This is a genomic window from bacterium, assembly GCA_021371935.1.
GTDB lineage: Bacteria > Armatimonadota > UBA5829 > UBA5829 > UBA5829 > UBA5829.
Map to the genome: position 1 here is coordinate 56,724 of JAJFVF010000010.1, position 25,198 is coordinate 81,921.

Annotated in this window: 27 protein-coding genes; 4 read left to right on the top strand and 23 right to left on the bottom strand. The window is 49.3% G+C overall.

The genetic code is table 11. The features are described 5' to 3' along the window. The first annotated feature begins 111 nt into the window (after positions 1-111). Positions 112-1,239 (top strand): rod shape-determining protein RodA, encoded by a 1,128-nt coding sequence (gene rodA, locus LLG46_07905; protein ID MCE5323224.1) that lies wholly within the window; start codon positions 112-114, stop codon positions 1,237-1,239. Positions 1,240-1,730: 491 nt separating this feature from the next. On the opposite strand, the gene LLG46_07910 is transcribed toward rodA, so the two are convergent. The 8 genes from LLG46_07910 to LLG46_07945 form a co-directional block, all read right to left on the bottom strand. After that, on the bottom strand, positions 1,731-2,807 hold the full coding sequence (locus tag LLG46_07910) for a Xaa-Pro peptidase family protein (GenBank protein MCE5323225.1): 1,077 nt from the start codon (positions 2,805-2,807) through the stop codon (positions 1,731-1,733). Continuing rightward, positions 2,800-3,237, bottom strand: coding sequence for a type II 3-dehydroquinate dehydratase (gene aroQ, locus LLG46_07915; GenBank protein ID MCE5323226.1), 438 nt, complete (start codon positions 3,235-3,237; stop codon positions 2,800-2,802). The genes LLG46_07910 and aroQ overlap by 8 nt, the downstream gene beginning before the upstream one ends. Before the next feature lie 32 nt (positions 3,238-3,269). Continuing rightward, positions 3,270-4,028: an ABC transporter ATP-binding protein gene (locus LLG46_07920; GenBank protein ID MCE5323227.1), complete on the bottom strand. Its 759-nt coding sequence runs from the start codon at positions 4,026-4,028 to the stop codon at positions 3,270-3,272. Continuing rightward, on the bottom strand, positions 4,025-4,864 hold the full coding sequence (locus tag LLG46_07925) for an ABC transporter permease (GenBank protein ID MCE5323228.1): 840 nt from the start codon (positions 4,862-4,864) through the stop codon (positions 4,025-4,027). Before LLG46_07925 ends, LLG46_07920 begins: the two co-directional genes overlap by 4 nt. Positions 4,865-5,178: 314 nt before the next feature. Beyond that, positions 5,179-5,973, bottom strand: coding sequence for a HEAT repeat domain-containing protein (locus tag LLG46_07930; protein ID MCE5323229.1), 795 nt, complete (start codon positions 5,971-5,973; stop codon positions 5,179-5,181). A gap of 239 nt (positions 5,974-6,212) precedes the next feature. Beyond that, positions 6,213-6,974: a hypothetical protein gene (locus tag LLG46_07935; protein ID MCE5323230.1), complete on the bottom strand. Its 762-nt coding sequence runs from the start codon at positions 6,972-6,974 to the stop codon at positions 6,213-6,215. Between the two features lie 12 nt (positions 6,975-6,986). Then, positions 6,987-7,319: a zf-HC2 domain-containing protein gene (locus LLG46_07940; GenBank protein MCE5323231.1), complete on the bottom strand. Its 333-nt coding sequence runs from the start codon at positions 7,317-7,319 to the stop codon at positions 6,987-6,989. Then, positions 7,316-7,861 carry an RNA polymerase sigma factor gene (locus LLG46_07945; GenBank protein MCE5323232.1) on the bottom strand — a complete coding sequence of 182 codons (546 nt, stop codon included), beginning with the start codon at positions 7,859-7,861 and terminating at the stop codon, positions 7,316-7,318. Before LLG46_07945 ends, LLG46_07940 begins: the two co-directional genes overlap by 4 nt. A gap of 528 nt (positions 7,862-8,389) precedes the next feature. Here LLG46_07945 and LLG46_07950 point away from each other — a divergent pair. Genes LLG46_07950 through LLG46_07960 form a run of 3 tightly spaced genes read left to right on the top strand, consistent with a single transcriptional unit; the run spans position 8,390 to position 11,921 of the window. Then, on the top strand, positions 8,390-9,949 hold the full coding sequence (locus LLG46_07950) for an efflux RND transporter periplasmic adaptor subunit (protein MCE5323233.1): 1,560 nt from the start codon (positions 8,390-8,392) through the stop codon (positions 9,947-9,949). Further along, complete coding sequence (locus LLG46_07955) at positions 9,950-11,203, top strand: FtsX-like permease family protein (protein MCE5323234.1); 1,254 nt, start codon at positions 9,950-9,952, stop codon at positions 11,201-11,203. Then, positions 11,196-11,921, top strand: coding sequence for an ABC transporter ATP-binding protein (locus tag LLG46_07960; GenBank protein MCE5323235.1), 726 nt, complete (start codon positions 11,196-11,198; stop codon positions 11,919-11,921). Before LLG46_07955 ends, LLG46_07960 begins: the two co-directional genes overlap by 8 nt. Positions 11,922-12,535: 614 nt before the next feature. Here LLG46_07960 and LLG46_07965 read toward each other — a convergent pair. From LLG46_07965 to LLG46_08035, 15 genes are all read right to left on the bottom strand, one after another. Continuing rightward, complete coding sequence (locus LLG46_07965; protein ID MCE5323236.1) at positions 12,536-13,519, bottom strand: hypothetical protein; 984 nt, start codon at positions 13,517-13,519, stop codon at positions 12,536-12,538. Between the two features lie 425 nt (positions 13,520-13,944). Beyond that, complete coding sequence (locus tag LLG46_07970) at positions 13,945-15,042, bottom strand: WG repeat-containing protein (protein MCE5323237.1); 1,098 nt, start codon at positions 15,040-15,042, stop codon at positions 13,945-13,947. Positions 15,043-15,052: 10 nt separating this feature from the next. Beyond that, positions 15,053-17,179, bottom strand: coding sequence for a WG repeat-containing protein (locus LLG46_07975; protein ID MCE5323238.1), 2,127 nt, complete (start codon positions 17,177-17,179; stop codon positions 15,053-15,055). 87 nt (positions 17,180-17,266) lie between these two features. Beyond that, complete coding sequence (locus LLG46_07980; GenBank protein ID MCE5323239.1) at positions 17,267-17,491, bottom strand: ankyrin repeat domain-containing protein; 225 nt, start codon at positions 17,489-17,491, stop codon at positions 17,267-17,269. Positions 17,492-17,574: 83 nt separating this feature from the next. Then, positions 17,575-17,862, bottom strand: a complete 288-nt coding sequence (locus LLG46_07985; GenBank protein ID MCE5323240.1) for a hypothetical protein — start codon at positions 17,860-17,862, stop codon at positions 17,575-17,577. Between the two features lie 95 nt (positions 17,863-17,957). Beyond that, a complete protein-coding gene (locus LLG46_07990) occupies positions 17,958-18,764 on the bottom strand; it encodes a hypothetical protein (protein MCE5323241.1) in 807 nt (268 codons plus the stop codon). Between the two features lie 117 nt (positions 18,765-18,881). After that, positions 18,882-19,316, bottom strand: a complete 435-nt coding sequence (locus LLG46_07995; protein ID MCE5323242.1) for a hypothetical protein — start codon at positions 19,314-19,316, stop codon at positions 18,882-18,884. Further along, positions 19,316-20,131, bottom strand: coding sequence for a hypothetical protein (locus LLG46_08000; GenBank protein MCE5323243.1), 816 nt, complete (start codon positions 20,129-20,131; stop codon positions 19,316-19,318). The genes LLG46_07995 and LLG46_08000 overlap by 1 nt, the downstream gene beginning before the upstream one ends. A gap of 175 nt (positions 20,132-20,306) precedes the next feature. Then, positions 20,307-20,447 carry a hypothetical protein gene (locus LLG46_08005; protein ID MCE5323244.1) on the bottom strand — a complete coding sequence of 47 codons (141 nt, stop codon included), beginning with the start codon at positions 20,445-20,447 and terminating at the stop codon, positions 20,307-20,309. 14 nt (positions 20,448-20,461) lie between these two features. Continuing rightward, on the bottom strand, positions 20,462-20,785 hold the full coding sequence (locus LLG46_08010) for a DUF4190 domain-containing protein (protein MCE5323245.1): 324 nt from the start codon (positions 20,783-20,785) through the stop codon (positions 20,462-20,464). 81 nt (positions 20,786-20,866) lie between these two features. After that, positions 20,867-21,004 carry a hypothetical protein gene (locus LLG46_08015; protein ID MCE5323246.1) on the bottom strand — a complete coding sequence of 46 codons (138 nt, stop codon included), beginning with the start codon at positions 21,002-21,004 and terminating at the stop codon, positions 20,867-20,869. A 26-nt stretch (positions 21,005-21,030) separates the two neighbouring features. Further along, positions 21,031-21,327 (bottom strand): transcriptional regulator, encoded by a 297-nt coding sequence (locus LLG46_08020; GenBank protein MCE5323247.1) that lies wholly within the window; start codon positions 21,325-21,327, stop codon positions 21,031-21,033. 4 nt (positions 21,328-21,331) lie between these two features. Continuing rightward, positions 21,332-21,928 (bottom strand): hypothetical protein, encoded by a 597-nt coding sequence (locus LLG46_08025; GenBank protein ID MCE5323248.1) that lies wholly within the window; start codon positions 21,926-21,928, stop codon positions 21,332-21,334. A gap of 357 nt (positions 21,929-22,285) precedes the next feature. After that, positions 22,286-23,440, bottom strand: coding sequence for a serine/threonine-protein phosphatase (locus LLG46_08030; GenBank protein ID MCE5323249.1), 1,155 nt, complete (start codon positions 23,438-23,440; stop codon positions 22,286-22,288). Further along, a complete protein-coding gene (locus LLG46_08035) occupies positions 23,410-25,182 on the bottom strand; it encodes a 4Fe-4S dicluster domain-containing protein (protein ID MCE5323250.1) in 1,773 nt (590 codons plus the stop codon). The genes LLG46_08030 and LLG46_08035 overlap by 31 nt, the downstream gene beginning before the upstream one ends. Between the last annotated feature and the right edge of the window lie 16 nt (positions 25,183-25,198).

Here is a 25,198-nt window from a genome sequence, read left to right on the forward strand (position 1 = left end):
TCCATTGTTGGGTTGCGGTAATTCAATTATAATATGTTGGGACATGAATTGCGAGACTACATATATGGACGCATAAATATATTGCGGATGTTCCCCGCAGGATCGGATCAGATGATTGACGGCATAGATGGAATAGTCGACAGCAGGCACGTAAAGAATTTCGATTTTTCGCTGCTGCTAATAACTCTGGCCATAGTTGCGTTCAGCTGTGTGATGATATACAGCGCGAGCCGCGGCGGCACTTTGGGCACGGGATATGTAGAGCGCCAGATTATATGGGCGGTAATGGGGTTAGCGGCTGCAGCTTTAATGGCTTCGATAGACACGAGCTTATATCATCGTTATGCCGGCAAGTTATACGTCATAAATCTGCTGATGCTTGCGGCAGTGCTTGTGACAGGTCATGCATCCAAGGGTGCGCAGCGCTGGATAGGGTATGGTACGATGAGGATTCAGCCATCTGAGTTTGCGAAGATCATTTTGATAATAGCGCTGGCTGTATTTTTGGTCGAGCGCAGAGAACAGATCCGTTCACTAAGCGTCTTCGCGAAGTCATTTATTTATCTGGCGGTTCCGATGCTCTTGATTTTTAAGCAGCCGGATTTGGGCACCAGCCTTGTGCTGATCGCAATCTGGCTGACGATGACTTTCGTAATGGGCACGGATATCAAGAACATCCTGCTATTTATCGGCGTAGGGATAATATTGGTTCTGGCAGCTTGGAACATCCCTGGGGTTATGAAGGATTACCAGAAGATGCGGGTGATTACTTTCATCAACCCTGCGGCGGACCCACGCGGCAGTGGATATCATGTGACCCAGTCTCGAATCGCAATAGGTTCGGGTAAGCTCAGCGGCAAGGGTTTTTTGAAGGGCACCCAGCGCGAGCTTCACTTTATTCCCGAGCAGCACACCGACTTTATATTCACAGTCGTCGGCGAGGAGACAGGATTTATAGGCGCGGCGGGTCTGGTCGCTCTATATTTTGCCCTGATCTGGCGCGCACTGGTGATTATGAATGTGACGGAGGACCTCACAGGCCGCGCTATTGCCGCGGGCGTGACGGGCATGTTCCTGTTCCATATAGTAGTCAATATAGGCATGACCATAGGTATTATGCCGGTGACGGGTGTGCCTCTGCCGATGTTCAGCTACGGCGGCAGCAGTCTGATGGCAAATATGATGGGTGTTGGCCTGCTGGAGGGAGTGAGCATGCGCAGACACAAGATCAATTTTTAGTGTAGGTAACAGGCAATAGGTAATAGGCAACAATAAGCGTTCTGCACCCTCTCCTGGGGGAGAGGGTTGGGGTGAGGGGGCAACTGATTTAGTAATTGATATTTTGTATTGATTATCTCAAGCGTGTCAATCACAGTCATTCCGAACGAATGTGAGGAATCTGCTTTTAACCTAATGTTTAGTGGTCAGGCATACGGCTTAATGGTGATGCCGAAGACTTAATCTTGATTGTCCGTGGAATCTTTCCCCGACCGCACACTTCAAGGGATTCCATCCCTCATATGCAAACCACCGAACCGGGCAAGTGGCCACATGACATGCCATTATGCGTAGCATATTTGTACCGAGTTTGTAGGGGTGAAGCATTTGCCGAATGCTTTGTGTAGTCCCATCAAGTGCGGACGCAAATGCTTCACCCACTTGTGTCGCCAACAGTTTCTTGATTGTTCGGTGGAGTCTTTTACCGCACGCACATTTTGGGGATTCAACCTCTATATGCAGATCAATTCTTTATTAGCACTTGTGAGCACTTCACAGCCGGTATCGGTTACCAGCACATCGTCTTCTATGCGCACACCGGCCCAGCCTTCGATGTAGATGCCTGGTTCCACAGTCATCACCATCCCTGGCTCAAGCACCACATCGCATGTCGGTGAGAACCGCGGCTCTTCATGGACGTCAATCCCGAGCGAGTGCCCAAGCCCATGCCCGAAATTATCGCCATAGCCTTTGGAGGCGATATATTCACGTGCGACAGCATCTATGTCGCGGCAGTTCTTACCTGGCGCAATCGATTCGATAGCCTTCATCTGAGCGTCCAACACTGTCTGATAGACCTCGCGATGCTTCGCAGTGGGTTTGCCGAAAAAGATGGTGCGCGTGATGTCTGAGTTATACCGCATATACTGCGCGCCATAGTCCATCTTAAGGAATTGGCCGGTCTTGAGCATAGCGTCAGTCGGGCTGTGGTGTGGGCATGCCGAGTTTGGTCCTGCAGCCGCTATGGTGGAGAAACCTTCGTGCTCGGCTCCGAGCTTGCGCATATTGGTGTCTATAAAGAGCGCAATCTCATTCTCGGTCATCCCCGGTCTGATCTCTTGGATGATCTTCTCAAAGGTTGTGTCGACAATCGAGCAGGCGTGTCGGATGAGCGCCAGTTCGTCCGGGTCTTTGATTCTGCGTATTTTTTCAACCATACCTGTTGTCGAGCGAGATTTGATCCCTGGTCCCAACGCGCGCCTGAGTTTACCGAACGACGAGATCACCAGATTATCCGCCTCATAACCAACAGACTTCGCGTTAAGCTCTTTAATAAGCGAGGCCGCAGCAACAACAGCAGCGATCCGCGTATAATCCCTCACCTCAGAGTCTTTACACTCACTCCGAGCCTGGATGGAGTATCTCGGGTCAACGAGGATATATGATTTATCTGCAGTTATTACCATAGCGGCGGTCGACCCTGTGAATCCGCTAAGGTAGAAAATATTTTGCATATTCGTGATGAGCATGACTTCCAGGTTCTTTGCGCTCATCTGATTACGTATTCCAGCCAACCTCACGCTATGCATTTCTAATCAACTCCACAACCGCTCTGATGCCCAACAGGTAGCTTTCTTTGCCGAACCCACAAATCTGCCCGGTCGCCACTGGCGCGATGACGGAGGTGTGGCGGAATTCTTCTCTTGCGTGGATGTTCGAGAGATGGACTTCAACGACGGGCAGTTTCACAGCCGCCAGCGCATCGCGTATTGCGATGCTGTAGTGCGTGAACGCCCCTGGGTTTATCACGATTCCTTTGGCGCTCTTGCCTGCAGCCTGGATCATGTCGATAATCTCGCCTTCGTGGTTGGACTGTTTTATCTCCAGTTCGATATTGAGTTCTTTGGCGAGTGTCATACAGCGCTCATTTATCATATCGATAGTCTCAGTCCCATATACCCCCGGCTCTCTTTCGCCGAGCATATTCAGGTTAGGACCGTGTATCAAGAGTATCTTCATCATCCATTCTCCATAAATTTATGAAACAGTTTTTAGCGACCCGAAGCGCTGTGCTGATGCGCAGGCACAGTAGACAGATAAGCGTCGATCACCTCATTCGTGTCACCGTCCGCCCGCACCTCGCCTTTATCGAACCATATCGTGCGTGTAGCCACTTTCCTTGCCGCATCCAGGTCATGAGTAACAAATACAATGGTTTTTTTATCTGCTTTGAATGAGTCTATGCGCTCATAACACTTCTCCTGAAATGCGGCATCGCCCACGGCCAGAACTTCGTCAATAAGGAGTATATCTGGGTCGGTCTCGACAGCTATGGCGAACCCGAGGCGCATCAGCATACCCGCCGAGTATGTTCTTATGGGCGAGTCAATGAAGTCGTTGAGTTCCGAAAAGTCGATGATCCGGTCGATCCTGCCCTTTATCTGTGCAGTGGAAAGCCCCATTACGGCGGCGCTGAAGAATATATTTTCGCGGCCCGTCAGATCCGGGTGAAACCCTGCTCCCAGGTCGAGCATAGTCGACATTCTCCCGTCCACTTCAACCGACCCGGTGGTCGGTTTATAGACTCTGCCTATTATTCTCAGCAGCGTGCTTTTTCCTGAGCCGTTTTTGCCTATGACCGCCACGGTCTCTCCATGGTCCACTGTCATGTTCAAATCTTTGATCGCGAGGAGTTTTTGTGTAGGTGTCCGTTTGAATGATATGAGTGCCGACTTCAGCGAACCGGGTTTTCCTACGGACAGCTCGAATGCTTTGGTTATGCCGGTCAGTTGTATTGCCGGTTTCATCATATACGCTCCGCGAACACCCATTTGCGGGCGTTGAAGTAAGCATATCCCCCGATAGCCACAAGTATGCATATTACCGCGCACACACCCAGCATACCATAATCCAGCGGCACACTGTGTAAATTCGAGCTTTTGAACGGAGGCAGCAGTGTCTTTCTGTATGCTTCAGTCAGCGTATTCATCGGCAGCAGCAGATAGAGCTTATAGAGCAGCGTGCGGTGCGCCCCCGGCAGACTTGCATAGACCAGTTCGGAAACATACATCACCGGCGTCAGGTAAAAGAGCACATTCAACAGGACAGTCAGCACATACTTCGTGTCCTCAAAAAACACGTTCAAGCTCGATACCACGAATGTCAGCCCGACCAACAGCAGGCTCTCCAGCAGTATCAATACAGGCAGCCAGGCCACAGTATAGGCAATTGGTGCGCCATGCAGGAAAAAGCGATAAAAGAGCAGATACGCGAAAAAGACGGCGAGCGCCAACACGAAGTGTATCACATTTGCGGCCACCACCGACAGCGGCAGCATTTCTCTTGGAAAATAGACTTTCCTGAGCAGGTCGCGGTGAGTCAAAATGACCTGACTGGAGTCGAGCAGTGCCATCTGAAAGAAGACCCATGGCAAATAACCCACCAGCAGATACGCCGAATAGTTAGGTATATCCAGCCGCATAATATATTTGACCACGATAGTGATGGTCGCCACCTGCACCAGCGGGTTGACGAGCGACCAAAAGAACCCGAGCACTGAGTTTTTGTATCGCACTTTAAGGTCACGTATCACCAACTGCTTGAGCAGGTCTTTATATCTGAGTGCTTCTTTTATTTCTTCAATCATAGTATATCTTGTCACCATCATGGTTGAGTATACGTGTAGGAGGTCTAAAAGTCAAAAAATCAGGTAATAGGAAATAGGAAATAGGCAACAGGTAATAGGCAACAGGGAGCCGATTGCAAAACTATAAATCGTATCAAATTCAGTCATTCCGAGCGAAGCCGAGGAATCTGCTTTGAACCATTCCTCCGATATTTTTACGCGATCCTCCGCCGTCCGTATACCAGTAGGGCTGAAGCATTTGCCGATCACATCCGGCAGGCTTTTGAAATTTCGCCGCAAATGCTTCATCCGCGACTGATGTTGCAAACGGACTGTTACTTACCAACCATGATACTGGCCTGTGCAATAAGCTTCTCAAGAGGATCTTTGGGTGGAATAGGTACTTCTTTGCTGCCGTGTTTTTGTCTTAGGATATTTAGTGCGTCTTCCACATCTTCTTCTAGCGCATCAATATCGTCAGGATACTTTTCCAAAATCTTAAAGTAAATATCGGACTCAGCGAACCATTTCAGTGTGTCCAGTGCTTCCGGTATATCACGCAGGCTTTCGAGCGCGTCTATAACCCTCGGACTTACAGCGCTCAAGTCCATGAGAGCCATACTCGCGAAATACCTAACACTCCAGTTTGTGTCATCAAGCAGTTTGTCGATCTTTTCCGCAGCACCCGATGTACCATTCCTGCCCAGTACGACTGCGGCTGACGTCTTGACATGCCAGTCGGGGTCGTCTAGTGCTTGTATGATTACTTCGTCCGCGCCGCCAATATCACTCAAGCTATTTACACACATAGCCCGTACATCGCCGACTTCATCTGCTTTGGCACGACCTATCAGTAAGTCTCTTGCTTCCACAGCTTTATAATGGCCGAGCCCGATAGCAGCCATCGCTCGCACTCTGGGGGATTGATCGTTCAGCAACTCGATCAGTCCCGGAATTGCGCGTGTGTCTTCGAGGTTCCGTAGTCTAGCGGCAGCGAGTGAGCGAACATCACTGTCGTTATCTTTAATCTTGAGCAGCAATTCTTCCAGGCTATCGGCATCAAATTCGCTGGCCACTCTGGCCAGCCTTTCTATTCTCTCCAGCTTTTGTTCCATGCTCTCTTCGGGCATTTTGGAATCCTCATATATATTTGAGCTGGCTTAGTATACACGGCTAAGAGGTTATAGTCAAACAAATCAGGCAGCGACAGATGTAGGGCTGAAGTATCTGCCGACTGATGAGCCGGGAGGGCGAGGCTCCTGCCGAGCCTTGTGGCAGGTGTGAAGCATTTGCCTGTCGCATTTGATTGGCCTTTGAAATCTAGCTGCAAATGCTTCGCCCGCAGTGTGTATTTGTTCTATGGTTGTTCTTATAGCCCAACAATCAGAGCAATATCCGGGATGGAGTCGTACCAGTGCCGCCAAGTGATACCCCGATATTCAATTTCAGGATGTCCCGCCAGGTCCTCATAACCCGGATATGTCGGGCCGTTGTATCTCATAGAGAATACTGTCCTGCCGTTATCAGCTACATAAAACTGCACAGCAGTCTGCCTTTTTCCATTTGGGTTGGCCCAAGTAACCTGAAGACATCGGTATTCTTTTGACCCAATTCTCACAGAATGGACACCGCCGACGCTCATTACCCATTCCTCCACATATTCCGGCTCAGTTCCTATTGTATATACAGGTTCATGTCCGGTTATTTCAAGACCTGGCTTAAGCAGTCTTGGCTTTGGTGTAGTGGTGCCGGACTTATATGCCCACACCCCGGCATCCGGTGTCTCTATCTCCACCATGCCCTTGAGTGATCCTTCACTGATAATATGGTTCCAGAATGACCGTTCTTTGGGATAATCCGAATGCCCCTCGCGATAGCGAGCCTCGACCTCCAATATCTCAAAGTCATCCACTCGTATTCTGCGTGTCACTCTTCCCAGATGGGCGCCCGTGAATACCAGCTTCCCATTATTGGGTTGTTCTTTGGGGTAATCATAAAACGCAAACTCACCCTCTCCGCCCAAATGGAGCGGGATGAAGTGCCCCATATTGTCTGTGCACTCGATCTCAAGATCATCATTGGCAACAGCGGTAATGCTGATTTCAGGCTCATACTCAGGAAACTTAAACATGGTCTTTATCTCCTATATCGCGCGTCCCCACGGACTCATCACAAGGGGCTTATTCTCTTTTTTTGCAGGTATTATCATTCTGAATGGGTCATCTACATACCAGATATGAGCATGTGGCTTAGGCTTGGTGAGCATCAGCTTTTGCCTGATATTTGCACGCAGTGTCTCCGGCATCGGAGGAACTCCCTTATCTGACATTTCAGCATTTTGATTCTGCACCCGGCTCTGTAACTTCCGGCACTCAGAGCAGGTTCTGAGATGATCCTCAAGCTCTGTCACCTCGACATCAGTAAGCTCGTCATCAATACCGGCAGATATCATCTCAATGTAGTGCTCGCATGTCATTTGATATTTACCTCCAGTGTCTTGGCAAGCGCCATCCTTGCACGTGATATCCTCATCTTAACTGCGGCTGTAGTGCAATCCAGGATATCGGCGATTTCAGCGTAGCTGAGATTTTCGTAAACACGAAGTATCAGTGGCAGCCGGAGCAATTCAGGCAGCTTTGTAATCTCAGAGTCAACCGACTCTTTGTTAATGCACTCAACAGGATTACCGCATGTTGTAGTGATTTGATCCATATCATCTATACTGCACACCAATTCACGTTTTTGCTTTCTCAACTGCTGTAGGCAGATGTTTGTCGTTACCTTGTACAGCCAAGTGGAGAAAGCGGACTCACACCGGTATGTTCCAATCTGTTTCCACACTTGAATCCATACCTCCTGAGCCATGTCTTCCGCATCGGTTACGCTGATAGTCATACGTGCGCACAGCCTCCACACCATCTGTCCGTAGAGGTTATATAGATCATTGAACGCTTGCTCATCACCTCTCTGGCATCTGACAATCAGATCGGTATGTACGGTTGGCAATTCCGGCTTCATAGTGATTCCTTAAAAACGTTCTCAGTGGAATAGATGCTTGATCTTAATGCAAAGTAACAACCACAATCAAGATATCCGATGCTTGAGATTGAGAAATAGCACTGAGTGTCCAACCAATGTCATTCCCGACCTGATCGGGGATCCAGAACGCTGCACTGCAATATGGCTTAAGTGTCTGGATTTCCGCTTTTGCGGAAATGACAAAAACACAATGCTGATCTGCTGATCGTCCTGGAAATCTTTCCCCGGATGCACATTTATGGGACAGCCAGATTTTTTGTGAAGCATTTGCTGATTGATGAGCCGGGAGGGCGTCCCTCCTGTCGAGCCTTGTGGCTTCCACGGATAAACGCCTGCCAGCTTGTGTCGATACGTCGACATCTGTAAAATATAAAGTATAACCTGCGCCCGTATCGAACTATTATGGACGCAGAGTTCGTATTCAATACGTCTGCGAATTACAAAATACCGGCAGTTCCGGGCTCTTTGCCCTCGACTCTCTGCTCTCAGCTGTTTTAAGGAAAAAATATGACACCAAGCGAATTGAAAGAGATGCCGCACCGCTCGGAGTATCGACATCCTGAGCCATATCCACCGGAAGATACCCCACCATGCCCACCGGACAGGTCACAGAAAATCAAGAGCTTTCTTGCCAAGCGGTGGAAGCGGCTTGTTCAACTGGCCATAGTCCTGTCCATATCATTTGCCTTGTATGAATATGTCGCGCTGCCGCATCCTGTGAATGTGGCAGGGGTGAAGACTGTGACCACCACCGAGACCATCGGCGCGACGGGCAAGGTTCGGGGCAATCGAGTTGCCGACCTGGGGATGGACACCTCGGGTGTCATCAGCAGTATATACGTCAAGGAGGGTGACCGTGTCAGTGCGGGCACACCGATCCTGTCGCTTTCACAGCCTGAACTCAGGGCGAGTGCCGATGCCGCATTAGCGGGTCTGGATAGTGCGAACGCCGAACTCGCCCGTGCAAGCCGTGGTCCGCTTCCGTCAGAGATACGCGAGGCAAGGGCGAACCTTGCGCAGGCGCAGTCTGTCGGTCAGGCAAGGATTGCTCAGGCTCAGGCCAAACTCAGGACTGTTAAGCGCGGTCCCAGGTCTCAAGAGATAGCAGAGGCGAATTCAGAACTCCAGCGCAGGCAGGATATTTTCTCTAAAGCGCAGCTCGACTACAAACGTCTGGAAAAACTGGTCAAGCAGGGCGCGGTAGCTCAGTCTCAGCTCGATGACGCTAAGACCAATCTCGACACTTCCCGGTCGAGTGTCGATGCGCAGAAGTCCCGCGTGAGCCTGCTCAAGGAGGGCGCGACCTCGGATGAGATAGCCGAGGCAAACGCGGCTCTGGCCGAGGCAAAAGCCAGCCGTGACACGAACGTTGCTGCGGCAAGAGAGCGTCTGAACACGCTGCTCTCCCAGCCACGGCGTGAAGAGGTAACTGCCGCAAGAGCGAATGTCAGTCAGGCGCGAGCCGAATATCGGCGCTCACTGGATGTGTCTTCCAAGTCCGAGCTGAAAGCGCCGTTCAGCGGTGTGGTGGCTGACATTCCGGTCGAGCAAGGCCAGTCGATCTCGCCGGGTCAGAAGCTTGTGGTCCTTCATGAGATGACCAGGCCGCTTATAGAAGTGGAGACGGATGAAGAAAACCTAAGCGCTCTGGCAGTCGGCCAGAAAGCGATTGTGACTGCCGACGCATTTCCAGGGCGCGAACTGAGCGCAGTGGTGACCGATCTCGGCTCGAAGGTCAACCCAGAGCGCGGCACAATCCAGATACTGCTCACTCCGACTAGCCATGCGACCTGGCTCAGGCCGGACCTCACAGTGGACGTGAACATAATTACCGAGAAGTCGGCTCGACGGATCATACTTCCTGCAGATACTCTGACCCGCCATGGCGGCGGTTCGGCGGTGTTCGTGGTCAGGCATGGCAGGGCTGTGCCGGTGCGAGTGACTGCTGGTGCAGTAGGCAGTGCGGGTGTGGTCGTCACTGGCGATTTGAGGGACGGCGAACAGGTGGTCCGCAACGCAGATAATGTCACTGCATACTCTGATATCAAGCCGAACCGGAGGCGCTAGTTGGGTAAATTTGAACTCAGGGTCGCATGGCGGCACCTGCTGACCAGCCATGGCCAGACCGAGCTTACTGTCGGCGCAGTGGCGGTGGGTGTGCTGCTGGTGGTCTTTCTCTCTTCTCTGATCAACGGCCTACAGATAGGTCTAATCGAGGACGTTGTCGGCTCGATTCCGCATGTCAGTGTCGAGGCTGCCACACCGGGAGCCAAGCCGCTGTGGCAGGTTCCAGGCCAGGGTGGGGTGGGCGGCATGGTCGTCACCAAGATCGAGAAGATGTCCACCCAGAAGCGCAAAATTTCGCAGTGGCAGCGGGTATGCCGCACGATCCGTGCTCTGCCGGATGTATCCGGGGTCGCACCCTCAGCCGAGGGCAGCGGTTTCGTGAGTCGCGGAGCCAAGACCATGGGTGCGATCATCATAGGCGTGGTTCCGTCTGAGCAGATCAAGGTCCTCTCGCTCAAAAACAGGGTAGTCGAGGGTGATTTCAACGCCGTCGACAGCCAGAACGCCGCCATAGGCGTCAAGCTCGCCGACGATATCGGCGCAAAGCTGGGCAGCCGTATCAGACTCGTCTCGGACCAGGGGATCATCCAGACCTTCAGGGTGGCCTGCATCTTCGACATGGGGATCGACCAGGCCAACGAGTCCTGGGTCTATACGGGTCTGCCTGCGGCACAGGCCATGTTCAACATAGGCAAGGACGTCACCACCCTTAACGTGCGCGGCAGGGGGCTTTTCGACGCTAGGCGCATAGCCGATGAGATAAGAGGCTTCTCGCCGCTGATGGTCTCCAGCTGGATGGAGTCCAACAAGGCCTTCCTAGACACCCTTCGCGCACAGAATACCGCCGCCGCTATCATTCAGGGCATGACGCTGCTCGCATCGGCGTTCGGGGTCGCCAGTGTGATGATAGTGTTCGTGGTCCAGAAGGCACGCGACATAGGCATCCTCAAAAGTATGGGCGCAACCGCCCGCCAGGTCCAGAAGATATTCATGCTCGAGGGTCTGGGCATCGGAGTAGGCGGCGCGATCCTGGGTTCGGGGATCGGGACGGGGCTCTGCTTCCTGGCGACCAATATCCAGGTTCCCGGCGAGACCTTCGGCGGCAGGCAGGCGACTATCGTGCCTATGAACTGGGACATCAAGTATGTGCTGCTGGCATCAGCCGTGGCGGTCATCGTGGGGCTGCTGAGCAGTGTGGTCCCCGCGATGCGCGCCTCAAAACTCGACCCTGTGGAGGCTATAAGGCGTGGATAGTGTGGTGCAGGCCATAGACCTGGTCAAGATATACGGTGACGGAGTGGGGACCATGGCTCTTCGTGGTGTCAACTTCAGCGTTGAGCCGGGCGAGTTTGTGGCAGTGGTCGGCGCATCGGGTTCAGGCAAGAGCACGATGCTCAACATGATCGGTGCACTGGATAGACCCACCTCCGGGCACGTCATAATAGACGGCTGCAACACCTCGACACTGGACGATGAGGGTCTGGCAGCCCTGCGGGGCGATACCATAGGCTTTATCTTCCAGTTCCACTACCTCTTGAACGAGTTCACCGTGCTGGAGAATGCGCTGATGCCGCTGTCGATCCGCAAAGGCTCGCCCACTAAGGACGAGCTGGAGTGGGTAAGGCACCTGCTGGCGCGTGTGGGTCTGGCGGAGCGCATGAAGTGCCGCCCAACCCAACTCTCCGGTGGTCAGCAGCAGCGTGCGGCCATAGTGCGGGCGCTGGCCAACCGTCCCAGGCTGATCCTGGCAGATGAGCCCACCGGCAACCTCGACAGCCAGAACGGCGCACTGGTCTTTGACATGCTCCGCGACCTCAACTCTCAACTCGGCATAGCGTTTATGCTGGTCACGCATGATGACCGCCTGGCGCAGGAGGCTGAGAGGATAGTGATGGTGGAAGACGGGCAGATTGTGGCGGACTATGATACAGACAAAGTGGCCGACGAAATAGATGGACAGCCATCCGCGTAGGCATAGGGCATAGGGTATTTTCTGCAAATATGCCGGAACGAACTGAGCGTGAAATTCGGATTTCTGAGCGTGGATGAGTTCGTTTTTACGCATTATTTACAAGGAGTGAGAATAATGCTCTCGGAACCCGGATTATGCGGGAGACGCATAATCCGGGTTAGCTGTTTTTATAGCAACTTTAATTATAAGATAGCAACTCAGGCAAAATTCAGAGTGTAGAGGTAAAGGCCATCCGACAACACCGGAATGATGAACTTGACTTTCATGGTAGTCTCCTCATATTTTCCGACCAGAATGGCGATTCCATTTCTCAGCGATAATTCGGCCAAGCCATTCCCAGATGGTGAGCAGTATAGTTGTTATCACAAGTGTTGGGACGAGAAAGATAAAGCTTCCGTAAAGGAATAGATAGGTCATACAGCCGATCCGCTCCATAGGGCTGGCAACTGCGCCTTGCAACAGCGCTAAAGTCCACTCCCTGAATCCCAAGATCTGCGCCACGCCGTAGATGATTGAGAGCCAAATAGCTCGTTTCAGAAGTTCCTTTCGCACATGCCATCTGTCCAGTTGTGTAATGCTTCGTCCCTTCTCTATGGTATTTAGACATTTTGTTATTAGTGAAGTCTTGCAAGCACAGCGTTCCATAGTGGTCCCTCCGTCATAGCATAGAGTATTACGGCATCTCCTACCTGATTGCTCGCACAATATCTGAGTTGACCGTCATGCTTTACCGGCAGAGCTCCTATCTCAATTGAGGCGAATATGCCGCGGAAGTAGTCATCATCATCAAATGCGGCAGCTCCAATCGCAGCCAACCCGGTCGAGCTTGGACTGATATTTAGAAGTGGGGCTATCGGCCCGGAGTCTATGTCCAGACTGCCGTTATTGCCGCGCGGCCACTCTCGAGCATATCCAAACCTCAGCACATTGGCGCTGAGCGCCTTTTTCGCGAGTCGGTATTGTTGATGGGCGAAATCATCATCCACGATCTGCAGCATATTGCAGGCCATCCATATAGAAGATCCCTCAGCACCGAATCCGCACTCGGCTGGTTGGCCGTTCACACTAAATGCCGAGATCAAAATGCCGGTCTTTCGGTCTATCAGCTTTGCTTTAGCTAGGCGAAGCCAGGATGCTAAAAACTCAGAATGATCGGTTCCGTCAAGCACATCCGCCATCCTAATCGAGGCTAGTGCGATGGTGTTGCAGAAAAGCCAGCATTCATTTGGATAACTCTCAGCCGATAGGACCGGGCTTTTCGACATTTGAACGGTCATATTGCTAATGCGATTTTGGAGCAGTGGCTTATATGCTGGCTTCTCCTCAACCATCCTCCTGGATGCAAGCATCATGGCAATCTCACCGTCTACAAAAATGCTTCGCGGAGGATTGACGGTCCAGTGCCCTTCACGCCCGTAGGGAAGCATGAAGTAATAAAAGCTGTGCTTCCTCTCAAGTCTCAACGTGTCATCTATGATTGTATCCATGACTTTGCAGGCCGTCCTTTTATACGAAGGATCACGCAGTGCCATATTTGCGAGAGAGAGTACAGTGTAGGTGCGGCTCATGAAATCCCACTCGGGATTGGCGGCTCGCATTTTGCCCAATTCTCGTGCTCGGACTGTTGGGTTGGACCACATGGCTATTTGAGCCGCAGCAAGTTCCCGCGCCGGTGCAGAGATACCATGAGCAGGTCGATATCTGGAAACACGGGGTGAGAAGAAAAAGTGAACACTAGGCAACCAAATACAAAATGCAAACGTTAAAGCTGCCAGGGTCTTCAGCATTTCTTTACCTCTAGGAAAGCAACAAGCATGACGTTTCATAGGGAACCTCCTGCTCCTGTTCCTTTGGAACAGGGTTAATAATATACTTTGTTACACAAAGTGCTTTATATGGTAGACGGTATTTTCAGCAGGTATGTTCCCAGGTATACAAAATGCATTGGTGGCTACAACAACAGTATCTGCAAGGATGGGGATATCTTATTTATATGGTAGAGTGGTTGTGAATGCATCGGTTTCTAGTGATGATTCTCCTCTCCGTTCCAAACCAACTTTCCTGTTCGATCTATGTAGCATGGCTTTCCGCCAAATTCAGGGTCAACAATCCAAACACGGGCTAAGCTATCTTTAAATTCTTCTGCTTCATAGAACTGAGGCTGAATCACTATCTTGCCTGTCTTATCAATGTAGCCGTGTCTTCCGGGAAAAGTCGGCATATTTTGCCCTTGCTTAAATATAGGAGAGGCATCTTTTTTTGTGATCTCAACTACAGCGAGCCCTTCTGAAAAAGATTCAGCATTATCAAATTTTGCGTCTATAACTATCTTGCCAGCTTTGTCAATATAGCCATCCTTCCAGTCTTTACTGATAACAGCTAAACCTTCCGAGAAGTCGTCTGCGCTTTCAAATTGTGGTGCAATTACTCTCATTCCAGTTTTGTCGATAAATCCGTGATTCCGTGTCCCTGATTCTTCAAATTGCGCTAATCCTTCTGAGAATTTATCCGGCTCGGAACCTAGCCCTTCTATAACATACGTGCCAGTTTTATCGATATATCCTGCTTTCCATGCCTTGTCGAATTCCATAACACCGGCTAATCCTTCCGAAAATGGACCTGCGCACTCAAATTTGTTGTTAATTGCCTGATGTCCGTTCTTGTCTATATATATGCTGTAGCCATTCCATGCATTACCTGCTACTACTACGGCCAGCCCATCATAGAAAGAATTGGCGAAATCATAAGTAGCAGGAATGACCATTTTTCCAGTTTTATCCAGATATCCCCACTTTCCCATGCGCTGATCCCCAATCTGTACCGCTGCGAGTCCTTCGGAAAATTCAAATATCTGAGAATATTTAAGTTCGATCACTATGTTACCGGCTTTATCTATGCAGCCGAACTTCCTAGAGTCACCATGACCAGTGCCTACGACAGCCAGCCCTTCATAGAAATAATCAGCACAGTTATATTGGGGTTTGATAACAATATGACCGTTCTTGTCTATGTAGCCCCACTTTCCTTTTACATCAACGGGAAAAAGTGGAGGATTATCAGACGCTATTGCTGCTGATAGATTAAGAAGAATCACAACTGCTAGGACAATAAAAAGTCTCATATCTACCCTCCTATTTTTCCCAGGCTACCCCGGCTATGCCGCAGGAGAAATCACCGGCTCCGTCATATTGCGGTTTTATAACCATATGGCCTTTTGAGTTTATATAGCCCCACTTATTTCCTACTCTCACAGCGGCGAGGCCATCACTGAATTCACGGGCGAAAGCGAATTTAGGTTTTATTACGGTTTTGCCGTTCTTGTCCATATAGCCCCAAATGAACTTGTCACGGAGTTCTTCTGGCATCATAGGCATAAGGCTATCGCAGAAATAGCCCGAATCGGAGTACGGAAGCTCAAAATTGGGAGGAATCACAATCTTACCGGTTTTGTCGATAAATGCATTATTATCATTAATAGAGCCAAGATTTACTAAAGCACGACCTCCATAAAACCCTTCGGCTTTGTCGAATTGAGGCTCGATCACCCATTTACCTGTTTTGTCGATATAACCATACTTGTCATCGATTTCAACAGCGGCCAGCCCTTCTGAAAAAGGGGTTGCATCATCAAACCGAGGCTCTATGACAATTTTGCCGGATTTATCGATGTAGCCGTAGTTTATATCCTCCATCTCGAAATAATCGCCCGCTTTCAGAGGAGAGTTGGGATCCATAAGTATTCTGTACTGTGCCAACTCTTCTGTAACAAGCACATTCTTCTTTGTATCAACTCCGAAAACAGCCAGCCCATCAGAGAAAGAGAAGCCTGGAACCTGAGTGTTTTTGAGTTTAGGAGGAATGACAAATTCTCCCTTATGGTTTATATAGCCATCTTTTTCGTCGATGCTGACCCAGGCAAGGCCTTCATGAAACTCAGCGGCATTATCGAACTGAGGCTTGATAACCGTTTTTCCCTTTTTATCTATATAACCCCAAGTGCCTACATAGAAATCACCGTAGCCTACTGGTATAAGCCCCTCCGAGCACTTCCCAACGACATCGAACTGTGGCTTTATAACAAGTTTGCCCGTGTTATCGATAAAGCCCCACTTGCCGGTTATTTCATCTCCCATTCGTACAGGCGCAAGTCCTTCGCAAGCAACACCAACCTGATCATATTTCTGCTTTGTTATAACCTTGCCGTTTTTATTGATGTATCCATACTTCCCTTTGGGCTTGTCAGGCATTATGACAACTGCCAGGCCTTCCGAGAAATCGAATACCTGTTTATAAGGAAGCGGACCCAGCACCTCTTTCCCTGTCTTGTCGACAAATAAATTCCTCGATCCGATTTTAGCCTGGGCAAGGTCTTCATGAAAATCGCCGGTTATCGACAGCTTGCGCATCTGCAAGCAGCTATTCTTCAGCACAATTTTCCCACTCTTGTCGAAATACTCTCTGCCATCGGGACCATCAATTGATGCAAGGCCCTCTGAGAAGCTGCTGGCGAAACCACCTTCCTTTGGCCCGATAACGATTTTGCCTGTCTTGTCGATGTATGCCCATTTCATTTTAAAGGATTCAAAGCTGAGCCGGACTAGCGCTAAACCTTCAGAAAAGGGTTTTGCATCATAGAATTGAGGTTCTATTACCATCTTGCCCGACTTATCTATAAAACCCCACTTGCCGGTCAAGAGATTACCTGTCATCACAGGGGCAAGACCCTCTGAAAAATCACCTGCATTGATGTATTGAGGTTCTATAATCATATTGCCGGCTTTATCTATGAACCCCCAGTTCTCAGGAATAGCCTCAAAAGTCACACGAGCCAGCCCATCCGAGAAATCTCCGGCTCTAAAGAACTGAGGCTTGATAATAAATATTCCTGTCTTATCTATGAAACCCGTGTCGATCTGGTTGGTTGCTACTGCTGCAAGACCCTCTGAAAACTTTTGAGCGCTATCGAATTTAGTTGGAATTACGACTTTACCGGTCTTATCGATAAAACCTGATTTGGAATTATACAAACCACCGGTCTTGATTACGGCGAGGCCATCATGAAACGTTTCGGCCCATCCGTAGTTTGCAGAGATTACGATTTTACCGGTTTTGTCGATATAGCCGCACTTTACATTTGGCTGAACCTCGTAACCCATATCCGATTCAAGATATGGTCCCTGTCTGTAAGGTTCACACTCAGCTCGAATTACTAGAGACAACATGATAATGCAAATTATCAATCTCACTAATTTCTTCATTACAGCTTATCCTTCTAATCCCCAGTTTATTTACTCCGCTGGATCTCAAAATCTACGATTTCCCACCATGCTTACGCAGCAGATCGGCTATCTTTTCATTCTTGCCTCTACAACAATCTGCAGCGGAGTTTTCCAATATTTTGGACCGCCTAGTCCAAATGGTACATTGACCATGATTTCACGAGATAATAGCAATTCCACAAACTCGACATTCCCTGACATAATTGCACGATGTAAGGGAATGTCACCACCCATAGGCGAGTGCTTACCGACATCCGCTCCGGAATCCAACAGCAATCTGGCTGCAGCCAACTGTCCATGTTCTGCAGCGCGGAGAAGAGGGTAAAGCCATCACGATTTTGACTGTTGACATCTACTGTCAACCGATTAATGGTTTATGTCTTACTTATGCTACAGAGTCCATGAATTCCCGTGCCTGCCAGAATGGAACCTAACATCGCCCAGACACCATCAGCAAATAGATTGATCCGATGAATATTCTGCTTGGCGTGAGCAACAAAGAGGTTGTGCATGCTTGAATTTGATGCGGCTACAATTTCATATTGTCGATATGAATCTTGAAGAGCAACCCAGTCTTTGAGTGCATAATGCGAGCAAATTGCAGCTACAAGAATGCCGGGAATGATGAGCAATAAAACCAATATGATCCTTTTAGTCATCATAGTAGTTCCTGTTTTCCATACAATGCTGATAGTAATAATCCAAATAGAATACTTGTGATAATCACAGTTATGGCAGATAGCAATACCTTCATGCTTTACCTCTGTTCATCGGTTTTTGGGTTCCACACTGACGCTCGATTAAGCAGGCATGCTGTTACGTGCTCATCGACAAAAGCCGCATACGGATAGGGATTATATGACTTAGGCATTAGTAACTCTTGACCACCAGATAAATTTCTGCCTGAAACAGACTCGAAAATCATGATCGTGTGTCCAGAATCCTTTACGTCTTTTAGGTTGCATCCATTTAATTGTCTGTTGAAGGCGTATGATGGCAGCTTCTTATCACGAGCAATTGGGCAGATCCATATCTGCTCGTCTGGGCACAACCTCCCCGCCGTTTTGTTAATCTCTGAAATGTAAGGCCTAAGAGAATCGTTCCAATGTTTTTCAGGAGGGAATTTGCCGGAGTGATCGTCGCAATAACTAATCATTGCTGTGCTTAGCACATGCAAGTGATAAACTCGCATTCGCCTTATTTGGTTTCCACGGACTATCATCAGGTTAGGTTTTTCATAGAACAACATCATCGCCATACTAATGCATGCAAGAACAATAGCAAGCCAAGCTGTTCGATTTTCTCTCTTCATTGAGGGATGTTTGGTCCGAACTATGGCTGTAATCCCAAGAATAATGGCAATAAGTGCGCCAGAAGTGATAATTGAAACCACAATAACTCTGTATTCCGATCTACTATCTGGAATTACGGAGATTGCAAGTGTTGGCGCAAAGATAAGGGTAAATATCAGCAGAACAACTGATAACAACACAGATGAATGTAGATGTATTTTATAACTCTTTGCACAAGCGCCTGCTTCTATAGTCGGTTTTTTGTCCGTCACTAGATTTGTCTCCACCATTCTTATGGCTGTCAAACAGAATATGCTACAAAACTCATACGGTCGTTAAGCACACAATTGCTATTGACACAACAGAAATTATCATGTGCGATCTTGCTGTTATTCCACTACCTCATTTCTATGATGAATATCACAGAATTTGCGCTGTATTGTTGATTTACCTCCCAACGTTCCCCATAAAATCGAAGCAATCGCGCCACCTACCCAGTAGGCTGCGACATCCCATGGGTCCCCTACTGTTTTTGGCAGAAAGCCGGTCAATCCTGGTGCTATCATTTCAAAAAATATCGACCAGATGATCAGATGGACTATCACCTCAAACCGAGTAGGAGGACCATCATGCCAGCGAATCCTCAATTTCCGGTGAAACCACAAAACCGGCGGCAACCAGAACGGTATGCAGATCAGATCATTAAAATAGCAGTGAAAAAACGCCATCGGTGTTATTGGCTTGATAATGAACCTGTTCATAAAATAAAGCACGAATACCGATATAAATATTGGGTCACGGCAATATAGGAACTTACGCTTCATCAGTAATCCACCCATTTCTTTGGGTTCCAGAATGCACCTTTTTTGATAGCCTGAGGATTCAGAGAATCTATTTTTCCTAACGCGCTCGCAGGCATATTGAACCAAGCAGGTTCACCAACCCCGCTTTTCGGCAACGGCTCAGTTGGAATCTCAGCAGAAGTGTAGCCACTGCTCTTGATGGCATTAGCTTTTACATGTGAATCAATGTATGCGCAATTGATTATTGTTTCTTCTACTAATCCACTTTGTGGAGCATAGTGCCAACTCTCTCGCTCGTAGAGAATTATCTGATCGGCAGGATACGGAAAATCCTTCAGTTTCTTGAATCCACCGTACCAAGCTCTATCAACAGCTGCTTTCCAATAATAGGAGACACATGTTTTTGAACCGCCGCTGACAGCCCGATCGGACGGGCACCAGAAAGCCGAGTGATCTTTGATATACGGATCGGTCAGCACAGGCCAGCTTCTTCTTATGGCTTGTGCGTCGCCTCGTTTTTTTGCATAGTTGACAAAGTCTTTCTTGTTCCATCTATCTGATCGTCCATACAAAAGTGAACTTGGAAGAGTTCCATCATAGTCCTCGGCATACAACTGAATTGCTATTGCGAGCGTTTTCATATTGTTTTGACAAGCGGATTTATAGGCTACCGGGGTGCCATTTTGCGACATACCGAGGTCAAGCCAGATGATCAGACTGGCGGGGATTCCAACAAATATCGCCGCAAGCGCATAGTTCCTCCCTCTATGGACAATATGGCCGGGTCCTGTAAAAGCAAGTGCGATTATGGCCAACCCGACTGCTGTAGGAGCCATATAGCGTATTACTGCAGTATAAATTTCAAACCCCAATCCGGCGCGACAGTAAATGGTATCTACAACTGACCCCAAATAAAAAAGATGAAGGACAGGAGCGCCGACAGCGATACAATATGAAATTATAGCGAGTCTACGGATGAATTTAGCTCGTGTGGTCATTACACCCTCCATCTCAATGTCCTGAGTACGCTGTTGTGATAATGATAAAGCCAATCACAAAAGCCAGAAATACTACGCTGCATCCATAAAGCGCCAGGTTGCCGAATGAGGGATCAGGCTTGCCATGCTGGTCATTATGTTGCTCGTCGTTCATTTTTACACTACCTCTCAAATAATAGCTCCTTCACTCCTAAGCCAAACCATACATGCCTGCAAGATGAATAAACCAACTGTGATAATTGCACCGATGATGATCCCTGCATAAGCATAATTTTTTCCTCGAATAGGTTCCTGGCTTTTCTGAATTCGCCTTAAAGCTATAATGCCAAGGATCAATCCGAAGGGCGCGAGGTAAAACGGCAGGAATGCATAACCAGTCGTATCCTGAGGGCCGGGGCTGTTCGAATTGATGAAGATGTTTATAGCGATACTCCAAGGAATGAAAACAGTCGGGCCGGCAACCGAAAGCACATATGCGACAACTGCCAGCATGCTGATCGTTTTTTTAGGTGCCGGTTCATATTCTATTGGGTGAAACTTTATTATCCGCATAGTCTCTGATTTCCGTAATGATTAATGATGCCCTGAATCCAGAACCAGGATAATCGGCGCAGTCATAATTGCTATTGCAATCATTATAGATCCGTACGTAATCAGGCTGGATAGAGTCGGTTTCTCTTCTTCCTCAGGTTCCTTTGGGTCATTTTTCATATCAAAATCCTCACTGACCATTCTGATTATCGAGTGGTTGATCCTTTCAATATGCTCTCCAGCTTCTTTACATATGCATCAAAGGCCTCTCGACCTTTGTCTGTTATCCTGTAGGTAGTTCGCGTTTTTTTGCCTGCGAATGATTTAATCACCTCAATCAGCCCTTTGTCCTCAAGAACAACAGAGTGAACCGATAGGTTGCCGTCGCTCAGGTTCAGCGTACGCTTCAGCGTTAAAAAATCACTTTCGCCGACTGCTGCCAGATGAGCCATTATCGCAAGCCGCGTTTTCTGGTGTATTGTCTCGTCTATTTCGTAGTCCATTACATCACCGGTGGTACTTCACTGCAATCCAGATACCAAATATGATCTGGTAAACACCAAACGAAAGGGCAAGCGCATAGAGACTATAAGGAACCCTTGACATAAAGAAAAGAGCAATTGTGCCTGTAATGAGCTGAATAATGCCATAGGTCCAAACTTCTTTTATACTAAAAAGCCCTGCAGAACACAGTGCGGCACCATAACCCAGAGCAAGAACCCCGGGTATTGCGTCGACTGCGCCATCAACCAGCGCTACAAGAGAAATTACAAAAGCTATAAAAACCCCAGGAAATACGGCTTTGATTATCTGAAAGCCAACAGGATTCCAAATCGTTGTCCCTTGCTTTCTTGCATTACGCCCGGCTAGCATGAAGTCTTCCGAGATTGCGAAGATAAATACAACAAGCCAGGTTACAAGGCTCCATTTGTTCTGATCAGCCAATGAAACATTTACATATATCCAGTAGGTGGCGTATGTCCCGACCAGAGCTGCTATTCCTGAAAGCACCCCTGATAATCCGGTGAAGTGTGTGTATTTTGCTGAGCGCTCCATTATCTCGCGGATCAACTTAATGTCCTGTTCGGCTTGTGGCTTATTCATAGTATTTCTCCAGCAGCTTTAGTTGACAAAGCACTTTATATCTATTATACTGCGTTTTAAAATTTTTTGTTCCGTAACTATATGTATTAATATTGCTAAGGAGTCAGAATTACCACTATTATCGACGAATAGTATTCTTCGTGGTGAGGAGATATTTGGCTGTCATCCAGCCAAAACTGTAAAGCGCGTCGGCATCAGTTTAGATATGTTGGCCTCCCATAGGAGATGAGAATGTGATTGCATCAGGCGTAAATACTCAATACAAAATACCTAACCCGGATTATGCGCTTACCGCATAATCCGGGTCTCTGAGAGCATTATTCACGTTCCTCGTGAATAATGCGGGCTAATATAAAATCATATGCGCTCGATTACAACCAGCTTGCCTGAATCTTTGAGTTTTTCGGCTATCAACGGGATGATGGTCTGCCTTGTAAGAATGCCCTTTTGGCGGAAGCTGATATCTGCTGTGGCAGGATTGACTGCGCTGCCGAGCAGGATGTTGATGCGGTCTGCTTCACGGAGATATTTGTGCAATTGGGTGACGCCGCTCTCCTCATCGAAGACTCCATAGTCCTCATCGAGCACATTGTATACTTGATTGAGGGTCACGGCTCCCTCGGTCACAAGATCGATTCCGTCTATTATATGGCGGGGAGGCGCGAGCATGCTCTGCGGGTTGGGTTCCATGAGCAGCGGTTTGCCCAGAGTCTTTGCCACAAGTTGCGCAGTGGTTCCTCCGCAGACGACTTTGATTCCGTCCGTCAGCATGAAGCGCTGGATCACTTCATGGTCCTTTTTCTTGTCTGATGGAGGACCTGTAAGGATATTTACAGTGCGCCCATACCGGCACGATGCCAGCACGGCTGTGCAGTCGTCACCCAGACCTGCACTCCAAAGCTCCCTCGCACGGTTCAAAACACAGCCGGGAACGCTTCTCAACGACGCGCCATCACTGAGGCAGTCGCTTATATACTGGCTTGTGCCGTCGACAGTCCAGCCGTTGGCCAGTCCCATACCCAGGCCGGCCTGAGTGATACCGTCCGTGACGATCAATATTCCTTCATCGATGGAAAGATGGCAGTTCGCTTCACCGATCAGTGAATGGCCTTCCATAGTGGCGCGCCTGCGCAGAATCTGTGAGTAGCGCCTGGTGACAAACACTGGAGGCGGCATCTCGTAGGTTAGGATAGTGGTTACGCCATCGTTGAGTATACGCGCGACAGTGAATACCGCATATGGCAGATCGGTGCCTTTCGCCTGTTCCAGGGTGTTTACCATGCTCGAGAATGCCTTGCGCAGCGATATGCCCTGACGCAGCAGTTCCAGCACTCGTGAGACGCACATCTGGGCAGCAATATGAGCCTTTATGCCATGCCCCATGCCGTCGCTGACGACCATCGTGAATGAGGATGGTGTCCGCTCATAGGCTGCCATATCGCCACAGACGTCGCCCGGACGCTTCGAGATTTGCTGTGTGTCTACTTCGACGTGTATGTATCCTTCAGCCATTCACTGGTCCCTTTGCCTTTGCCTGAATCGTCGCCAGCAATCTCTATAAGTTTTTCAAGCAGAGCCTCGCCCTGGCCGGTGCTCTCACCGAGGAATTTCGCTATAGTCTGAGCCATGTTTATCTGATGTTCGAGCAATTCCCGCGCCTGGGTTACAGTCTGCGTTCGCAGCCGGTCGAGTTTCTCCTTGCTCACGTTGCTGCCGGTGATATCCACGAAGATTCCGACATACTGCTTCTCTTCCGGGAGCGCATAGAGTATCTCATGGCAGCGCAGGTTGTAACGGTCGTGCCGGACTACTGTCGTTATCATGCCGGTATTTCCAGATGCCAGTTTTTCAAACGGGTCGGGGTCCATGAGGTATGATATGGGTCGACCCAACACAGCCTCTGAACACATAAAGAACTTTCTGAACGCAGGGTTCATGTGAATGATCGACAGGTGCTCATCCAGGATCACGATGCCGTTGGGGCTGGTCTCAATTATCTTATCGGTGCGCTGTTCGGCCAGGCGCTTCATGTACGGAATGCACATCTCAAGCTCCGCCATTCCGCGAACCACTGCCGCTGCCTTTTCCCTGCATGAGGAATAGCCGCATGCACCGCAGTTGAGCTGGTCTTCAGGAGAGGCTTTGCCCGTCTTTTCCAAAACCTCGCGGATCTGTTCCTCAGTGACCTCGTCATCAAAAGATGCGTTGGGTCTGAACCGCGCAGTCAAATCGAGATGCTCGGTCTCAATACCGGGCGTATGCGAACCTGGGTGCTCGGACGCATAGTCGATCACGTCATGGCGTCTTCTGAAAAGACTGCTCTTTGCCGGTATGGCCGGACCGTTGACACATCCCTGTTCGCAAAACAGAGGCTCGATCACCTGCGGTGTGCTGTCCGATCCGCAGTCGGCGAGAGCTTCACGTATATCGTTGATGCCGGTTACGGAAACCGTGTCTGCGGCCAGCAGATCGGTATCGAGATTGGCAGTACGCATGCTCCCGCCTGTGAGAGGGAAGAAACGCGCATCGCCGCTCGGTTCCTCGTTGAAATGGCTCTCCTCGCACATCGAGAGGGATATTCCTTCGCGCTCGAACCAGTCCAGCATTTCGCTTAATGTGAGGACGCAGTCTACGATGTTTTTGTTCTCAGGTCGGTCTGCTTCGGCTTTCTTGGCTACACATGGTCCTATGAAAATGACCTTTGCATCTTTGCCGAGTTTGGTTTTTATATGACGAGCATGAGCGATCATGGGCGAAACGATTGGGGTGAGATCGCTCAGTCTGTTCGGCTCGTAAAGCTCAACATACTTCACCACCGCCGGACATGCCGTGCAAATGTGTGACTTGTCCGGCTCCGATTTACAGAGTTTGGCCGTTTCCTGCGCGACCTGATATGCCCCAATGGCCGTCTCACCGACGTATGAAAAGCCGAGTTTGCGCAGCGCCGACGCCAGGCGCTTTTGCTCCGGCTCGGAGAAAATGGCGGCAAATGACGGCGCAACGCTTGCCGCCACCATATTCGACGATTCTATTATCTGCGAGGCCCGTTCGATGTCATTTCTGAACTGCTTTGCGCCCTGCGGACATTCGCGGATGCACGTGCCGCACGAAATACAGCGTTCCGGCACGACGTATGCCTGACCGTTTTCCATGCGGATGGCTTTGACCGGGCATACGCGCAGGCATCGATAGCAGTCCCGGCAATGCGCCTTATTTGTGAATACAACTTGTCCCGAACTCGGATCGTTGCTCATAATGTGCCTTCTCAAT

Coding starts and splice junctions, on each gene's coding strand:
- LLG46_08005 (MCE5323244.1), bottom strand. CDS start 20,447: ATGAACGACGAGCAACATAATGACCAGCATGGCAAGCCTGATCCCTCA.
- LLG46_07945 (MCE5323232.1), bottom strand. CDS start 7,861: ATGAAGCCGGAATTGCCAACCGTACATACCGATCTGATTGTCAGATGC.
- LLG46_07930 (MCE5323229.1), bottom strand. CDS start 5,973: ATGCCCGAAGAGAGCATGGAACAAAAGCTGGAGAGAATAGAAAGGCTG.
- LLG46_08020 (MCE5323247.1), bottom strand. CDS start 21,327: ATGGACTACGAAATAGACGAGACAATACACCAGAAAACGCGGCTTGCG.
- LLG46_08030 (MCE5323249.1), bottom strand. CDS start 23,440: ATGGCTGAAGGATACATACACGTCGAAGTAGACACACAGCAAATCTCG.
- LLG46_08035 (MCE5323250.1), bottom strand. CDS start 25,182: ATGAGCAACGATCCGAGTTCGGGACAAGTTGTATTCACAAATAAGGCG.
- LLG46_07925 (MCE5323228.1), bottom strand. CDS start 4,864: ATGATTGAAGAAATAAAAGAAGCACTCAGATATAAAGACCTGCTCAAG.
- LLG46_07975 (MCE5323238.1), bottom strand. CDS start 17,179: ATGAAGAAATTAGTGAGATTGATAATTTGCATTATCATGTTGTCTCTA.
- LLG46_07985 (MCE5323240.1), bottom strand. CDS start 17,862: ATGATGACTAAAAGGATCATATTGGTTTTATTGCTCATCATTCCCGGC.
- LLG46_07965 (MCE5323236.1), bottom strand. CDS start 13,519: ATGCGAGCCGCCAATCCCGAGTGGGATTTCATGAGCCGCACCTACACT.
- LLG46_07995 (MCE5323242.1), bottom strand. CDS start 19,316: ATGAAGCGTAAGTTCCTATATTGCCGTGACCCAATATTTATATCGGTA.
- LLG46_07940 (MCE5323231.1), bottom strand. CDS start 7,319: ATGACATGCGAGCACTACATTGAGATGATATCTGCCGGTATTGATGAC.
- LLG46_07970 (MCE5323237.1), bottom strand. CDS start 15,042: ATGAGACTTTTTATTGTCCTAGCAGTTGTGATTCTTCTTAATCTATCA.
- LLG46_07920 (MCE5323227.1), bottom strand. CDS start 4,028: ATGATGAAACCGGCAATACAACTGACCGGCATAACCAAAGCATTCGAG.
- LLG46_07935 (MCE5323230.1), bottom strand. CDS start 6,974: ATGTTTAAGTTTCCTGAGTATGAGCCTGAAATCAGCATTACCGCTGTT.
- LLG46_08010 (MCE5323245.1), bottom strand. CDS start 20,785: ATGCTGGCAGTTGTCGCATATGTGCTTTCGGTTGCCGGCCCGACTGTT.
- LLG46_08015 (MCE5323246.1), bottom strand. CDS start 21,004: ATGAAAAATGACCCAAAGGAACCTGAGGAAGAAGAGAAACCGACTCTA.
- LLG46_08000 (MCE5323243.1), bottom strand. CDS start 20,131: ATGGCTCCTACAGCAGTCGGGTTGGCCATAATCGCACTTGCTTTTACA.
- LLG46_07910 (MCE5323225.1), bottom strand. CDS start 2,807: ATGCATAGCGTGAGGTTGGCTGGAATACGTAATCAGATGAGCGCAAAG.
- LLG46_08025 (MCE5323248.1), bottom strand. CDS start 21,928: ATGAATAAGCCACAAGCCGAACAGGACATTAAGTTGATCCGCGAGATA.
- LLG46_07950 (MCE5323233.1), top strand. CDS start 8,390: ATGACACCAAGCGAATTGAAAGAGATGCCGCACCGCTCGGAGTATCGA.
- rodA (MCE5323224.1), top strand. CDS start 112: ATGATTGACGGCATAGATGGAATAGTCGACAGCAGGCACGTAAAGAAT.
- aroQ (MCE5323226.1), bottom strand. CDS start 3,237: ATGAAGATACTCTTGATACACGGTCCTAACCTGAATATGCTCGGCGAA.